At 69.6% G+C, this 13,876-nt stretch carries 13 protein-coding genes and 2 pseudogenes; 4 read left to right on the forward strand and 11 right to left on the reverse strand.

All coding sequences use genetic code 11. The annotated features are described in order from the left end of the window. Positions 1-49 precede the first annotated feature (49 nt). From ACZ6B1_RS30375 to ACZ6B1_RS30385, 3 genes are all read right to left on the reverse strand, one after another. Positions 50-952, reverse strand: a complete 903-nt coding sequence (locus ACZ6B1_RS30375; protein ID WP_468783595.1) for a LysR family transcriptional regulator — start codon at positions 950-952, stop codon at positions 50-52. A gap of 644 nt (positions 953-1,596) precedes the next feature. Next, on the reverse strand, positions 1,597-2,361 hold the full coding sequence (locus ACZ6B1_RS30380; protein ID WP_468783597.1) for a maleylpyruvate isomerase family mycothiol-dependent enzyme: 765 nt from the start codon (positions 2,359-2,361) through the stop codon (positions 1,597-1,599). A 113-nt stretch (positions 2,362-2,474) separates the two neighbouring features. Next, positions 2,475-3,695, reverse strand: coding sequence for an MFS transporter (locus ACZ6B1_RS30385; protein WP_468783599.1), 1,221 nt, complete (start codon positions 3,693-3,695; stop codon positions 2,475-2,477). Between the two features lie 47 nt (positions 3,696-3,742). Here ACZ6B1_RS30385 and pdxR point away from each other — a divergent pair, with 47 nt between their 5' ends. After that, on the forward strand, positions 3,743-5,185 hold the full coding sequence (gene pdxR, locus ACZ6B1_RS30390; RefSeq protein WP_468783601.1) for a MocR-like pyridoxine biosynthesis transcription factor PdxR: 1,443 nt from the start codon (positions 3,743-3,745) through the stop codon (positions 5,183-5,185). Positions 5,186-5,554: 369 nt separating this feature from the next. On the opposite strand, the gene ACZ6B1_RS30395 is transcribed toward pdxR, so the two are convergent. Beyond that, complete coding sequence (locus tag ACZ6B1_RS30395) at positions 5,555-5,968, reverse strand: SRPBCC family protein (protein WP_468783603.1); 414 nt, start codon at positions 5,966-5,968, stop codon at positions 5,555-5,557. A gap of 118 nt (positions 5,969-6,086) precedes the next feature. Here ACZ6B1_RS30395 and ACZ6B1_RS30400 point away from each other — a divergent pair, with 118 nt between their 5' ends. Beyond that, positions 6,087-6,326, forward strand: coding sequence for a hypothetical protein (locus ACZ6B1_RS30400; RefSeq protein WP_468783605.1), 240 nt, complete (start codon positions 6,087-6,089; stop codon positions 6,324-6,326). 278 nt (positions 6,327-6,604) lie between these two features. Here the strand turns inward: ACZ6B1_RS30400 and ACZ6B1_RS30405 are convergent, their stop codons facing one another. The 6 genes and pseudogenes from ACZ6B1_RS30405 to ACZ6B1_RS30430 all read right to left on the reverse strand — a co-directional run bounded on the left by ACZ6B1_RS30405 (position 6,605) and on the right by ACZ6B1_RS30430 (position 10,687). Beyond that, positions 6,605-7,024, reverse strand: coding sequence for a CBS domain-containing protein (locus ACZ6B1_RS30405; protein ID WP_468783607.1), 420 nt, complete (start codon positions 7,022-7,024; stop codon positions 6,605-6,607). A 1,023-nt stretch (positions 7,025-8,047) separates the two neighbouring features. After that, positions 8,048-8,824: a hypothetical protein gene (locus ACZ6B1_RS30410; protein ID WP_468783609.1), complete on the reverse strand. Its 777-nt coding sequence runs from the start codon at positions 8,822-8,824 to the stop codon at positions 8,048-8,050. Positions 8,825-8,896: 72 nt separating this feature from the next. After that, positions 8,897-9,148 (reverse strand): annotated as a pseudogene (locus ACZ6B1_RS30415) (thioredoxin domain-containing protein); the annotation flags it as partial. 72 nt (positions 9,149-9,220) lie between these two features. Continuing rightward, positions 9,221-9,514, reverse strand: a pseudogene (locus tag ACZ6B1_RS30420) (GTP cyclohydrolase I); the annotation flags it as partial. A gap of 89 nt (positions 9,515-9,603) precedes the next feature. Beyond that, on the reverse strand, positions 9,604-10,059 hold the full coding sequence (locus ACZ6B1_RS30425; protein ID WP_468783610.1) for a hypothetical protein: 456 nt from the start codon (positions 10,057-10,059) through the stop codon (positions 9,604-9,606). A 76-nt stretch (positions 10,060-10,135) separates the two neighbouring features. Further along, on the reverse strand, positions 10,136-10,687 hold the full coding sequence (locus tag ACZ6B1_RS30430) for a DUF2231 domain-containing protein (protein ID WP_468783612.1): 552 nt from the start codon (positions 10,685-10,687) through the stop codon (positions 10,136-10,138). 120 nt (positions 10,688-10,807) lie between these two features. Between ACZ6B1_RS30430 and ACZ6B1_RS30435 the strand changes: the two genes are divergently transcribed. Then, the gene (locus tag ACZ6B1_RS30435) at positions 10,808-11,560 is read left to right on the forward strand and encodes a helix-turn-helix transcriptional regulator (RefSeq protein ID WP_468783614.1); all 753 of its coding nucleotides are present in this window, start codon (positions 10,808-10,810) and stop codon (positions 11,558-11,560) included. Between the two features lie 307 nt (positions 11,561-11,867). On the opposite strand, the gene ACZ6B1_RS30440 is transcribed toward ACZ6B1_RS30435, so the two are convergent. Then, positions 11,868-12,080 (reverse strand): cold-shock protein, encoded by a 213-nt coding sequence (locus ACZ6B1_RS30440; protein WP_468783616.1) that lies wholly within the window; start codon positions 12,078-12,080, stop codon positions 11,868-11,870. 373 nt (positions 12,081-12,453) lie between these two features. Between ACZ6B1_RS30440 and ACZ6B1_RS30445 the strand changes: the two genes are divergently transcribed. Next, positions 12,454-13,689 (forward strand): esterase/lipase family protein, encoded by a 1,236-nt coding sequence (locus ACZ6B1_RS30445; RefSeq protein WP_468783618.1) that lies wholly within the window; start codon positions 12,454-12,456, stop codon positions 13,687-13,689. The last annotated feature ends 187 nt before the right edge of the window (positions 13,690-13,876 follow it).

Raw genomic sequence — 13,876 nt, forward strand, 5'->3', positions numbered from 1 at the left:
CCGCGCCACTTCTGGGTCGACAGGGCTGCGTCGGCCAACAGGCGCCGGGTCAGCTGCCCGCGGGGTGAATACGCAGCAGCTGATCGGCGAACTGCCGGGCTGCCGGGCTGGTCTCGCCCGCCGAGGGCAGCATCAGGTAGATGTGCCTTTCCAGATGCACGCCCTCGATCGCGATCAGCCGCAGAACGCTGTCCGGTGCGGTCAGCACCGGGTACTGCAGGCCGACTGGAGCGAAGCCGATACCGACGCCTGCGCTGACCAGTTCGAGGAACAGTTCCCAGTCGCCGACCTCACAGACGACGCGGCGCTGTATTCCCTCGCCGGTGAACGCGGCGTCACTCAACAGGCGTGCCGTCCACCCCGGGGGTACCTCGACGAACCGCTCGTCGGCCAGTTGTCCGATGCTGACCTCGGTGCGCTCCGCCAGGCGATGATCGGCGCGGCAGACGAGGTACAGCGGCTCTCGCGCCAGGCGGGTCATCCGGACGCCCGGGACCTGGCCGACCGCGGGTCCGATCACGCAATCCAGTTCTCCGGCCTCGAGCATCGAGATCATCGTCAGCGCGGGCGCGTAGTGCAGGCGCAGGTCGATGCCGGGATGATCGCGAGTGAACTCGCCGAGATAGGAGGCGAACGGCACCAGATGCTGAGCGGAGAGCGAGACGCCGAGGCACAGTGTGCCGATGAGCACGTCACGGGTGTGATGTACGGCCTCTTCCGCCTGCGCGGCGCTGGTCACGGTCCGGCGGGCCGGGCCCACCAGAGCCTCGCCGGCCGCAGTGAGCCGGACGGGCCTGGTCCCGCGGACGTAGAGGGCCGTACCGAGTTCGCGTTCGAGGGCCTGGAGCGAGTTCGACAGGCCTGACTGCACAATGAGTTCGCGCTTGGCGGCGCGAGTGACGCTGCGTTCCTCGACCAACGCCAGGAAGTGACGTAGCTGTCTGAGTTCCATCGGCCACCGCCCTAGGCCTGAATTGCAGCATATCTGGACAATTCCATCTGCCAGACAGATGCAGTGTATCTGTGCGCGCTGCCGCCGGACCGCCATCGAAGTTCCGACGGGCGTGGTTGACGCCGACGAACCAGTAAGGAACACCGCCAGCACAGGGGATTCGCCCATGGCAGACCACCCGAAGAATGACGCCACGCCTCGGCACGCCGCGAGCGGCTCACCGCCCTGATCAACCCGCCGGTCATCGCCATCATGCTCGCGCTGGTACCGCGGCTGCCGGCCGCGAAGCGGGCCGGCAGCCGCGGCAGCGTCGTCGGTGCCCCGGACCGGTCGAGCAGGGGCCTGCGATCCCTGAGGCCGGGCCGAGTTCGGGCTCTCGGAGGCGGTCGAGCGGGGCGTCCTGAACACGCCAGTGCCCGCAACGTCAAGACAATGATGACCTTGTACGCGGACGAGGTCAGCGCCCATGCTCCCGACGAGGTCGCTGCGCGGCCGTGGTCTCCTCTCGCTGCCGAGCCAGGGGGCGTCGAGGACGGCCGGCCGGCGACCCGGCTGAGGCGTTTCACGCGGCCCGCTCGAGGGCGGTGGAGAAGTCGGGAGCCACACCGCTGCGCACCGAGTGATCGCAAGATCGGCGCCCGAACTCACGGCTCGTCGCCCGCATGGCCCCAGCCGGGCAGCGGCGGCTGGGGCCACGCCGGCGGGCGCGACAGGAGACGCGCCGGGCGGTCGGCCGTCAGCGCGCCGGCCGGAGTCCGCCCGGTGAGCCAGCCGAGCACCTGGTGCCCGGCCCCGGCGACCGAGGCCCCTTCCGGCGCCAGGGACCAGCTCCGGCCGAGGTCCACGGCCTCCACCGAGGCGAGCGGGAAGCCCTGGGCGCGCAGGGTCGCGAGGGTGTCGTCCAGTGCCCAGGCGACGTAGGCGTCGGGCCACTGCTCGGTGCCGTGGCCCGTGCCCAGGTCGAGGTGATGGGTCTCCAACTCACGCAGACAGCGCAGCAGGACGTACCAGGCGGGGTGCCGCCAGCCGGCCAGCGCCGGCACCAGCCGCTTCCAGGCGGGGGCGGGCATCGCGCGGGCCCGGACGGAGAACCGGTCCAGGTCGTGCCGCAACCGGGTCGCGATGCCGTCGGCGGACAGCAGGGCGTCCCGCTCGACCGCCGACGCGAGCGCCGCCGCGTCCGTGCGCGGCCCCGGTTCACAGCCGGTGTGCGCGAGTCCCAGCAGCCACACGTACGCGTCGACGGCGTGTGCGACATGCGCCAGGACGTGGCCGCGCGTCCACCCCGGCAACGCCGACGGTTCACGCACCGCCGTGTCGGAGAGGCGCGACGCGGTGCGTAGGAGGCGGGCACCGGAGCCGACGACGTAGTCGATGGCGTCCTCCGCGAAGGCCGGGTGCCGGCTCACCGGAACTCCTCTACCGCCTGGGTGGGGACCGCGATGTGGCTGTTGCACTCGTCCGACCGCGACCCCGGCCCCCACCCGGAGGTGGGCGGGGTGCGCCTCGTAAGCCGGGCCGTTCACGCTGCCGCCCGCCGATCACGCAGCGCCGGGCCCAGTGCGGTCGTCATCAGCAGCGCCGTCAGCGCGAACCCCCAGGCGTACCCCGTGTGCGCCGTGAGCAGGCCGAAGCCCGCGGCTCCGATGCCCATCCCGCCGTCGTAGGCGAGGTTCCACAGTGCGGAGACGGTGCCGTACGACGGGTGGGAGACGCGGCTGTACATGAGGGTGAGGGTGGCGTTCTGGACGACGCCGAAGCCGGTGCCGAAGACGGCCGTGCCTGTCAGTACGGCGACCGGATTGGCCGTGGCCGCCGCCAGCATCGACAGCCCTGCCGCCGACGCGAGCAGACCGGGGGTGACGAGCCGCGTGGCGCCCCGGCGGTCGCCGTACCAGCCCGCCGCGTAGCGGGCCGCGGTGGACGCGGTGCTCTGCACCAACAGGGCCGTGGTGGCGATGCCCGCCGACGCGCGCGGGACGGCCAGTGGCAGGAACGTCACCAGGATGCCGGCGGCGAGTGCGGTGGCGAAGAAGACCGCCGTGGGACGCCGCAGCCCGACCGCGCGCACGGCGGCCACCATGCCGAGCGCTCGCGTCTCGGCGCTCACGGCTCGGGGCTCGGGCGTGCTCGGCGGCTGGACCTCCCGAAGCGCCGCCACGGTCGGGATCGCCGCCAGGGCCGCCAGGCCCCCGGTCGTGGTGAGCGGGACGTAGCCGAGGTGTTCGGACATCCAGACCCCCAAGGGCAGGCTGACGAGCGACGGCACACCGCCCACCACGCCGACGAGGGCCAGCCCTTCGCCCCGGCGCTCGGCGGGGATCAGGGCCGCGGTCAGGGCGCCGCCGGCCACCATCGTGAGGCCGAATCCCAGGCCGCGTACCAGACACATCGACGCGGTCCACGCCGTGCCGTCGTCGAGGGGCAGTGCGAGGGCGGGGGCGCCCAGCAGGAACAACCCGGCCGCCAGCGGCCACCGAGGGCCGTACCGGCCGAGGATGCGGGGACCGGCCAGCTCGCCGAGCACCGTGGACAGCATGAGGGCGCTCGTCGCGAGGCCCGCCGCACCGCGGCCGGCGTGCGTGGGCACCGCCGACAACAGCAGGAAGAAGCTCACCATCACGGCCACCACGCTCACGAGCCGCAGCAATACGGCGCGGCTGAGCAGGGGTGGTCGCGCCGGTGCGGGAGCCGTCGCGGCGGTGGATTCCGGGACGGGGGTCGGGTCGGCGGCAGGAGTCATGCCTCCGACACTAGGGAGTGACCGGATCGCCGGTAAGCTCCAATTCCATGACTGTGCAGTGGGCCGGTTTGTCGCCCGAGCTGCTGCTGGGCCTCGACCGGAGCAGTGGGGAGCAGCTGCGCGTCCAGGTGGAACGGCAGCTCCGGGACGCGATCCGCGGTGGCCGCCTCGCCGCGAACGAACGCCTCCCCTCCTCTCGTGAACTGGCCCGTTCGCTGGGCCTGTCCCGCGGTCTGGTCCAGGACTGCTACGCGCAACTGCAGGCCGAGGGCTACCTGGTCACCCGGGTCGGCTCGGCCACCCGTGTCGCCGCCTGCGCACCCCTCGCCGCCCCCGTCGAGCCGTCGGCCGAGCGCACCGCGCAACCCCCGCGCCTGATAGCCGACTTCCGGCACGGCGTGCCCGACCTGGCCTCGTTCCCGCGTGCCGACTGGCTGTGGGCGGTCAGGGAGGCGGCCCGCCGGATGCCGACCTCCGACCTCGACTACGGAGATCCGCGCGGCAGTCTGGACCTGCGCGGGGTCGTCGCCGCCTACCTGCGCCGGATCCGCGCGGCCGCCGCCGAACCGGACCGCACTCTCATCTGCTCCGGCTACGCCCAGGGGCTGGCCCTCGCCCTCCAGGTGCTGGCCCGCGACGGCGTCCGAGCCGTCGCACATGAGGATCCCGGCAGTCCCGCATCGACGAGCGCGGCCGTCCGTGCGGCGGGCCTCACCCCGGTCCCCGTCCCGGTCGACGCGCGCGGCGTCGACGTGGCGGCTCTGGAGGCGAGCGGCGCTCGCGCGGTGATCGTCACCCCTGCGCACCAGTGGCCCACCGGTGTCGTCCTCGCCCCGGAACGCCGTCACGCCCTGCTCGCCTGGGCGCGGCGCCGCGACGCGTATGTCATCGAGGACGATTACGACGCCGAGTTCCGCTACGACCGCGAGCCGGTCGGCTCCCTCCAGGGCCTCGCTGCCGACCGGGTGGTCTCGATCGGCACCGTCAGCAAGTCCCTGGCCCCTGCCCTGCGCATCGGCTGGCTGCTGAGCCCTCCGGCGCTCACCGCGTCGCTCACCGAGGCGAAGCGCAGCGCGGACCGGGGCACACCCACCCTCGATCAGCTGGCCCTGGCCCGGCTGATCGAATCGGGCCGTTACGACCGCCATCTGCGCCGCATGCGCACCCTGTACGGGGCCCGCTGCCGGACGCTGCGCGCCGCCCTGACCGAGCATGCCCCCGACGTGCGCCTGACCGGCCTCGCGGCGGGGTTCCACGCCGTGGCCCATCTGCCGGACGGAACAGACGAATTGACGGTGATCACGGCGGCGCGCGCCCGTCGGGTCGGCTTGTACGGGATGAGCGCGTGCCGTGCCTCGGGCGGCACGGAGCCGTCCCAACTCGTTCTCGGCTTCGGTGACGTGCCCGAGCGGGCGATCGCGGAGGGGATCGCGGCGGTCGGTGGCCTCCTCGGCGACGGCCGGGTGCCGGAGGCAGGCGTCCGGAGCTGACCGCGTGTACTGCCACGGTCGCGGTGTTGAGCGCACAGAGCAGTCCGGCCCCGCCCCACCCATCCGAGCCCCCGACAGGGGCGTCGACTGGATGCGCACCGCACGCCCACGACCTCCCTGCTTCCGCGGGCCCTGCGCGGCGCCAGGCACTGCACGCGGCAGGTGCCGATCGACTACGACAACTGTCCCCAGCACTCTTCGCTTCCCGGGCACCGCGGATCAGCAGGTGGAGAGGCGGTACTCACCGGCGCGGAATCCGTCCACCAGATGCAGTGCGGGAGGCGTAACGTCGGTGCGTGTTCGGGCCAGAGCCCAGCTGGTGATGGTGCCGTTGTGGCGGTCGACCTGGCGGCGTGCGCGAACGCTGGGCTAGCCTTCAGCCGCTTCGACCGATCGCTTGATCCCGTTCAAGGCTTCCCGCATGCCGTGATCGATGTGCTCGCCCTCCGTGTGCTCGGTGTGCAGTTCCACGGTCAGTCGGCAGGTGCCGGCTTCCTCACCGTCGTCGACATGCAGCCGGCCACGGTAGTCATGGGGCCCGGGCGCGCCCCATTCCAATCTCTTGCCGTCTTCGAGGACACGCACCCATGCCTCACTGGTCACGTCCTGTTCCGGGGCGTCGGGAGGATCGATGTGAGCGGTGACGGTCACCTTGTCGCCGTTGTGAGGGCGCGCCGAGGTCAGCCGCGGCATGTAGGAGGGCAGGTGCTGCACGTCGGACAGGTAGGCGAAGAGCCTGTTAGGCGGGACGTGCACGGTAATGCTGTCGCTGTAATCACCCATAGCCCACCATGTCCCCAACGGCGGACCGTTCCGAAACGAGGAATGCATCCCGTCGCCCGGTTTGCGCAGTGACTGCTGACTGCCGGCGATTGTCCTGGGCACGCCCATCGCACCCGCCATGAGCCTGGCCACCTCCGGCGTGAAGGCCACCGATGCCGAGGGCGCGTCGGCCGTTCGCGTGGAGCTTGGCGCAGCGAAGCGGCATCATGCGGGGCCGCTGCGTTGCTCTACCGCGCGGGAACCGTACTTCACGGTGCAAGCGATCGCTAACGACGGCAAGACTCCCACGCTCCTGGAGCAGAGCGAGCAGGGTATGGCGCAGGGGGGCGGTGCTCACTGTGCGGCCAGTCAGATGTAGGGCGGTGGGCGTCAAGTGCCTCACGAGTGATCATTCAATCAGACCACCCGCCGGCCTCATCGCTCGGCGCTATGGGCGCCACCCGGCCGGCCCCGACGTTGCTGTCCGGGTTCGCCACGCGAGGAAGTGCCGTGACCGCTGGACGGGACTCAGTTTCGCCGGACAGGCACCCCTCCCCTCACGCAGCCAGGCCCGGTAGCTGGACCGGGCTCTGACTTCACGTGCAGCGATGGTGCCGCAGGCAGCTGCCTTGCGCGCCTCGCGCTGTGACGGGTGTCCTATTGATTGGGCCTGGCGGCGCTGATGTCACCGAGTGCCGAGCGTGCATCGCGTTCGATCGCCAGGTCGCCGATGGAGACGATGCCGACGGCATGGCCCTCCTCGACGACCGGAAGGCGGCGGACGGAATGCTCGCGCATGAGCTCGACCGCGTGGTCGAGGTTCTCGTCCGGGGTGATGGTGACAAGGTCGTCGCTGCAGGCGGAGGCCACCGTCTTCTCATCGGGGTCGCCGCCCTCGGCGATGGCACGCACCACGAGGTCACGGTCGCTGACCAGGCCCCTCAGATCGTCGCCCTCGGTGACCAGCACGATCCCGATGTCCTCGTCGCGCATCTTCTGCGCCACCGCCGTCACCGAGGCCTGCGGCTCCACGGTCACCAGCCGACTGGTCATGATGTCCCGCACATGCTGGGTCATGACGCCTCCTCTGCCAGGTTGAGATCTAGCGCCCACTGGGCTACGCCGGCCGGGTACCCGAGTCCGGCTCCACCGCACCCGGAGGGCCGGCCAGATTCCAATGACCGCCGTCGGCCGCCCTCGCACGGGAGGGTCCCGCCGGCCGCCTGCTGAAATCGCTCGCATGAGAAGGCGTGCTCGGGGCTCTGCTCCCGTCTCCGAGCCCACTGCCTTCCCAGCCCCTGGCCCGGTGCACAACCGACGTCGCCGCGCCCTGAGCCCGGGGGCCACCCCCGTGAGCGGATCCGGGCGGCATCCCCCGAGCGGATGAGGACGGTGGCCGGAATCGGTATGACCGGTGCCCGTGGATGCCGGGCAGGTCACGCGGCGGGGAGGCGGTGCCGTCGCGGAGCCGCGCCGGAGCGTCGGAGGCCTGGTGTCTAGGCCGCTCCGAGAGCCGCGATCGACGGTCTGCGCCGACGCGACCACGCATAGACGCACGACGGGGGTTCCTGATGATTATCGTTAGCCGGTACGCAGTGCCTGCGGTCCGTTCTTCCCGAACCCGTCGGCCTTCGGCCAAACGCTTTACACTCACCGGCGGACGGCGGCCGCCGTACTCGCGTCCGATCGAGGGCTGAAGGGATGCGGGATTCTCTGGCCGAGCGCAGGCGAACACGGTTCCGAAGAAGGCCCGTTGGTGGTCATGGGTCCACCAGGATTTTCGGCCGCCACATGGTGGGTTCGTTGATCCGGACACCCTCACCCAGAACTACCGCCCAGCCTCCTGCGGTCCAACACCGCTCCCGCGTACATCAAGATCTACGCCGAGCACGCCACCCACCAGTACACCGGCTCCCAGGGCCTGACCCTCATCGTCTGATCAAGCTCCAAGTGCCGCACCCGGGTAGTGTCCTTCGAGAGTTCCTGTGAGGGGCCGTGGCCCAGCGACTGGTCGGTCAGCTCCCAGTTGAGCGGACACGCATGGGTCGTGCTGGCCCGACCCGCACCCCACCGACCGCATAGTTGCGCGACCTCGTTTGATCAGCTGGGCAGACCTGCCGCGAGGTGCCGCTCCGCCAGGGCTTCGATGCGCGCCGAGCGCACGGTCTCCGCAGTCTCCGGAGGCTTCACCGAGACTGGATCACCGTAGGCGTCGATCTGGAAGTCGACCGGTTCAGGCGCGAATGTAGGCATGTCCACCACAAGCTTGCGCGGATACGGCTGGCCGTCGGCCTTGACGAAGACGGTCAGTGAGTTTCCCTCTTCGCCCTGGCGCAGAGGGACGAGGCGCTCACCCTTCTCCGTGACCACGGGCTCACGGTGGGCACGTTGGCCTGGTCCCGACAGCTGCTCGGCGATTGTGTGCAGGGCATTCAGGGCGCACAAGTCGACCATGCTCTTGCGGATCCTGCCGGCCCGGTCCAGCTCCAGCCATTTGCCATGGAGTCCCTCGTACAGCTCCTTCTCCTCTGCACCAAGGGTGCTGTTCGGCTCCAGGAGGCCGTCACTCCAGCGCATCCACGCACGGCCACCGCTCTGGACAGCGACGTGGAAGGCTTCGTTCTGCGCATCAACGCGGCAGTTCGCCTCACGGTCGACACTGATCTCGACACTGCTTCCCATGGCCACCGCAGCCCTGGCCGTCACACGCACCGATGACGCATCCCCGAACAGTCGAAGCGATTGCGACAGCAGTGCGCCGTTGGTTCCCTGCCTGTCCTTACCCGCGTCCCCTGCCCCGCTCCCGCAAGAAGTCAGCCCCAGTGCCACTCCCACCGCGCCCAGTACTGCCAGCCGTCTCGCCTTGCTCAAAACCACGAACCCACCCTTACCGCCCCATCACGTGCAGCCGCGACTATAGGCGAGCCCTTCGCCCCAGGAACAATCAGTCCAGCGGTCGCGGTTCGCGGCGTTCCGCGTCCAGGTTTCCATGCCCATCTCGGCTGCGGCGGGTTCTGTGAGCCGGATGATGTCCCAAGGCTCCAGTCCAAGCCGGTCCGGGACCTGCTCGAGTTCCTGTGGGGTGGGTGGCTGTTCCAGGGAGTGCCGCACTGTGTACTGGGCGCCTTCGGCGCCTTCGGCGTCGATCAGGGGCAGCGCTGAGCTGCACTTGGAGCAGGCTGGGTTGAACCAGTTTTCCATGCGTTGCTGATCTTCCGCCTGCGGGCGGCAGGCGAAGTGCTCGACGACGCGAGCCAGCTTGGACAGCCCGAGGACGCGAGCGCCGGGCAGGTAGCCGACGTGCGCCGTGCCGACGAACGGCAGCAGATGGTGCTCACATACTGACCGGACCGGTATCCGACGGGCCAGGACGAGTTCGGCATAACCCTCGTCGTTGGGGAAGGTGGCCAGGTCGAAGGTGCGGGGGCTGAGCAGTTCGGCATACGCGCGGGCCATCCGGCCCGGTGTGCCGCGCAGGCTCTCCGATGTCGTGTAGATGCCGAGCGCGGTGAGGAACTGGGTCGGCCGCCGCTTCGGCGGCGGCCAGGTCGACGCCGCCAGGCTCATGCACGACCCGCAGGGCAGGTCGTGCGGGTGCCGTCGCCTCCGCAGTGGCGTCTATTCGGGCGGTGGTGGGGGGCGTGCGCTCGGTCATGTCAGCTGCCGCCGATGCCCAGGGCGGTGAGCAGGACCAGGACCAGGGTGACGACTGCGAGCAGGCCGTGCGCCACCACTACGACAAGCGGGAAGTGCCGTTCGGCAGGAACGGCCGCTTCGGCTCCCGGTCCGCTGGCGGCCGGAGCCGCAATGACCGCAGTGCGGCTGCGGTAGACGGGGATCCAGCGGGCCAGCATCACGAACCCCAGGAGGGCGACGGGCAGCAGCAGGCCGAACGCGGTCCAGGCCAGAGCGGTCTTGTCGGCGACGACGTAGATGATCCAGACCACCAGTCCGAGCGCGGCGAGGGCGAAGTGCCCGAAGACCACCGGTGCGGGCAGTCGGCTTGTGCCGGACTGCTGCTGGCGGATTCCACCGCGTTGGATCCAGGTGCCGAGCATGTAGAAGCCGCCGAGGGCGGTGACCATCCAAGTGATCAGTGCGGCGATGTCCATGAGGAACTCCCCAAGTGATGCGATGCGATGTCGAAGGCAGCCAGAGGCGCCGGCTGCCGCGGGTGAGCGGGCCGGGTCACACAGCGGAGCGGCCGCCTGTTCGGCTGCGGCCAGGCGTGTACCCCTCTGCCTGGGTGTTCTCGTCGGCGACCCGTACGCCGTAGCGGTAGGCGAGCTTGCCCCCCAGGAACCCGGAGACGCCCAGGGCGGCCACGCTGATCGCCGACAGCACCAGTACACCGATGCCGACACTGCCGCCGTCGGTGTAGGTGCTGTAGCGCCACAGGAAGTTGACGGCATAGGCGACGGTCACCAGCAGGTTCAGCGCCATGTGGACCAGAGCGGTGCGGAAGGCCGGGGTGCCGGTGGGGATCGCGAACAGGTCGAGGAATCCCACCGTGGCCGCCAGCAGGGCACCGACCACGCCGACCGCGATCAGCCACTCGGAGGACTGGGTCAGGAAACCCGAACGGTGCACGACATGAGAGGCGATGTCGAACACCAGGCTGGTCACCCAGGCACCGATCGGCACGGTCACCAGGATCGGGTGGAACGGGTGGCCGTACGGGCCGGCGAGCGAGGCGGTGACCGGACGCTTCGCCTGCTGCATCTGTGACTGATCAGCCATCGCAACCTCCCATAGTTTCACCAATAAATCTTGGTTCTATTCAAGGGTGGCGTCAAGATGCCCAGGTGATCGGACTGAAAGAATGCTTGTGCCCGCGCTGATGGGAGTTACCGTGGTGGTGTGGCTTCTGATCCGACCCCGCGCGCCGACACGGCCGACCGCGCCATCGACTCCGTCAGCGTCCTGAGCGAGGACTCGCGGCGGCGCATGTTCCTCTTCATCCGGCGTGCCGGCCGCGCTGTCACCCGCGACGAGGCCGCCGCGAGTGTCGGCATATCCCGCAAGCTGGCCGCGTTCCACCTCGACAAGCTCGTCGATGCCGGCCTGCTCCGCGCGCGTTACGGAACCCCGGGTGGAATCCGCAAGGTCGGCAGGCAGCCCAAGGTGTACGAGCCCACCGACGCCCAGATCACCGTGAACATCCCCGACCGGCGACACGAACTCCTGGCCGACCTTCTCCTGGAAGCCGTCCTGACCGAGGGCGCAGACGAAAGCGCTGCGCAGGCAGCCATGCGTACCGCAGAACAACGCGGCCGGCGGATGGGCCAGACCGCGCGGGCTGAGACCCGCCCGGGCCGCCTGGGCCCCGAGCGCGGGCTGACCGCCTGCGAGCACCTGCTGGACGAATACGGCTACGAACCCGTCCGGGAAACCCCCACCCGGCTCCGGCTGCGTAACTGTCCCTTCCATCCGCTGGCCGCCAAAGCGCCCGACCTCGTGTGTGGCATGAACCAGGCTTTCCTCGCCGGCTACCTGGGCGGCCTCGAGGTCAGCGGGGTGCAGGCTGTCCTGGCTCCCGAGACAGGAGAATGCTGCGTGCGGCTGGGCACGAGCGACCCCGATCGTGATGACCCGATGGCCGAAGACCACTGATCCGACGCCGGCCCCTCCCCCTGCGGGCCGCCCCGATGCACGACACCGCCCACAGCGGAGGGATCGCGCGTAGGCAGACACGCTCCACGACACCGCGCGGGCTGCACCCGCAACTGGTTGCTCGCCCACCCGGGCCGGCACCGGCAATGATGCCGAACCCGTGGACGCGGGCGTGACGACTCCTGGGAAGGGGTGACGGCGAGAAGAAGGAGGCACGGGCTTGGCCGGGGCCTGTCTCCGGGGCCGGGGATCGACCACACCCAGCCGGTACCCGGATCGGCGACAGACGCTTCCCTGATCCGGGGGCTCAGGCCTCCGGCACCACCTCGTCCGCCTGCATACCCTTCTCGCCCTGCACCACGATGAAGGACACCTTCTGGCCTTCCTTGAGACTCTTGAAACCGTTCCCCTTGATCGCTCTGAAGTGCACGAAGAGGTCCGGCCCGGTCTCAGGCGTGATGAAGCCGAACCCCTTCTCGTCGTTGAACCACTTCACGGTGCCGGACTGCCGCTCCGCCATATCCACTCCCTCGAATCACGTACTCGGACTGGACGTGCAGGACGCCCAATGAGCTGATCATTCCGTATGGCGGGGACGATTCTGGGAATCTTCGACCTTGTCGCACAAAGTGGACGAAACCAGGCGATCGAACTCACCTGGCAAACGGCAAGATCGCCTGCTGTCGGAACCCCGTCGGCGCAACCTGGTTGGGGGCGGAGCGAAATAAACCCTCCTCAGGCTTGTACCAGTCCTATAGGTGATAGATGCCGCCAGTCTCCTATTTGCCGTCAAACGGGAGGAAGGATGGTGATGAGGCATACATCTCCTCACCAGTCCGCATGCAGCGCCCTCGCTTCGCCGGGGGCGCTGCATGCGCGTGAAGAACAGGGGAATGGCTTTGGCTGCAGAGCAGAACATCGAGCAGGAGATCGGCCGGCTGACGCTCGGGGACCCGATCACGTCCGTATCTCCCCTGCCGTATCCGGTGCCGGATCCGGACCAGAAGTGGGACCTGCCGCACGGTTTCGCGTGGGTCTACTACGGCGAGGGTTCACGCGGCGTCAGCCAGCCGGTCATCATGGCCGACGGGTTCAACCTGGGCAAGAGCGACCTGACCGCGCTCTACGCGGGCCTCAACCGGGACTATCCCCTGATCACCAAGCTGCGCAAGCAGGGCAGAACCGTCATCCTGGTCGGTTTCCAGGAGCGCACCGCCTCCATCCTCACCAACGCCGAGGCCGCGAAAGCAGCCATCCGGCGCGCCGTCGATGAGCGGGTGGACAGCAGCCAGCTGGCCGTCGGCGGCTTCAGCATGGGCGGCCTCATCACCCGCTACGCCTTGGCCGAGCTCGAGTCCGAGCACGTGGCCCACGAGACCGCGTTGTACTTCTCCTACGACACCCCGCACCGCGGCGGTGTGATCCCCATCGGGATCCAGGCGTTCGCCCACTTCATCCCCACCCTGCCGGGTCAGGGGCAGAACGACTTCGCCAAGCAGATCAACAGCCCGGCCTCGCGGCAGATGCTGTACCGGCACTACAACAGCGCGGACGGCACCAACCAGCAGGACCCGATGCGCACCGACTTCCTGCAGAAACTGGAAGACATCGGCGGCTGGCCTCAGGGTCCTCGCAAGATCGCAGTCGCCAACGGCACCGGCGACGGCACCGGCGTCAATGTCCCGCCCGGCCAGATGGCCCTGAAGTCAACCGGCGCCACCGTCTTCCCCGGTACCACCTTCTACACCCAGGCCACCGGGAACGGCGTCACGGTCGCCGAACTGAAGCGGCTGCTGCCGGCGGCCTCGAAGACCGTCAAGACCGACGACTTCCCCGAGTTCGACGGCGCCCCCGGCGGCACCCTCGACTCCTACGGAATCATCGCCAAGGCCCTGAAGGAAAAGGGCGGCACGACCGACCTGCGGCACCCCACCGTCTGCTTCGTCCCCTCGGTCAGCGCCGTCGCCATCCGCGACATCGGCAACCAGGACGACCTCTACGTCAAGATCAGCGGGCTCGACCCGGAGGAAAGCGAACTGGACGAGTTCCTGTGCTCCTCCACCACCACCGCCCACACGGAGATCACCGCCGAACTGTGCGAGTGGATCATGGAGCGGCTCCCGAAATGATCTCGCCGTCACACCTCGCGCCGATGGGCCCGTGACACGGTGGGGGCGTCCGCCCGTCCACGGCCACGCGCCCCCACCAGGCCCTGCTGGGCGAGACGGTCAGGTACACAGCCACCGCCACAACGGTCCAAGGGGTTCGAGGCGATGAAGGAGGGACTAGCGCAGGCACCAACAGCACCGGCTGATG

It is taken from the genome of Streptomyces sp. NPDC041129, assembly GCF_055592265.1.

What these genes read in the sequence shown, in the direction of transcription:
- ACZ6B1_RS30405 (WP_468783607.1), bottom strand. Translation starts at nt 7,024, where the DNA reads ATGACCCAGCATGTGCGGGACATCATGACCAGTCGGCTGGTGACCGTG.
- ACZ6B1_RS30445 (WP_468783618.1), top strand. Translation starts at nt 12,454, where the DNA reads ATGGCTTTGGCTGCAGAGCAGAACATCGAGCAGGAGATCGGCCGGCTG.
- ACZ6B1_RS30430 (WP_468783612.1), bottom strand. Translation starts at nt 10,687, where the DNA reads ATGGCTGATCAGTCACAGATGCAGCAGGCGAAGCGTCCGGTCACCGCC.
- pdxR (WP_468783601.1), top strand. Translation starts at nt 3,743, where the DNA reads ATGACTGTGCAGTGGGCCGGTTTGTCGCCCGAGCTGCTGCTGGGCCTC.
- ACZ6B1_RS30425 (WP_468783610.1), bottom strand. Translation starts at nt 10,059, where the DNA reads ATGGACATCGCCGCACTGATCACTTGGATGGTCACCGCCCTCGGCGGC.
- ACZ6B1_RS30400 (WP_468783605.1), top strand. Translation starts at nt 6,087, where the DNA reads ATGAGCCTGGCCACCTCCGGCGTGAAGGCCACCGATGCCGAGGGCGCG.
- ACZ6B1_RS30440 (WP_468783616.1), bottom strand. Translation starts at nt 12,080, where the DNA reads ATGGCGGAGCGGCAGTCCGGCACCGTGAAGTGGTTCAACGACGAGAAG.
- ACZ6B1_RS30395 (WP_468783603.1), bottom strand. Translation starts at nt 5,968, where the DNA reads ATGGGTGATTACAGCGACAGCATTACCGTGCACGTCCCGCCTAACAGG.
- ACZ6B1_RS30375 (WP_468783595.1), bottom strand. Translation starts at nt 952, where the DNA reads ATGGAACTCAGACAGCTACGTCACTTCCTGGCGTTGGTCGAGGAACGC.
- ACZ6B1_RS30385 (WP_468783599.1), bottom strand. Translation starts at nt 3,695, where the DNA reads ATGACTCCTGCCGCCGACCCGACCCCCGTCCCGGAATCCACCGCCGCG.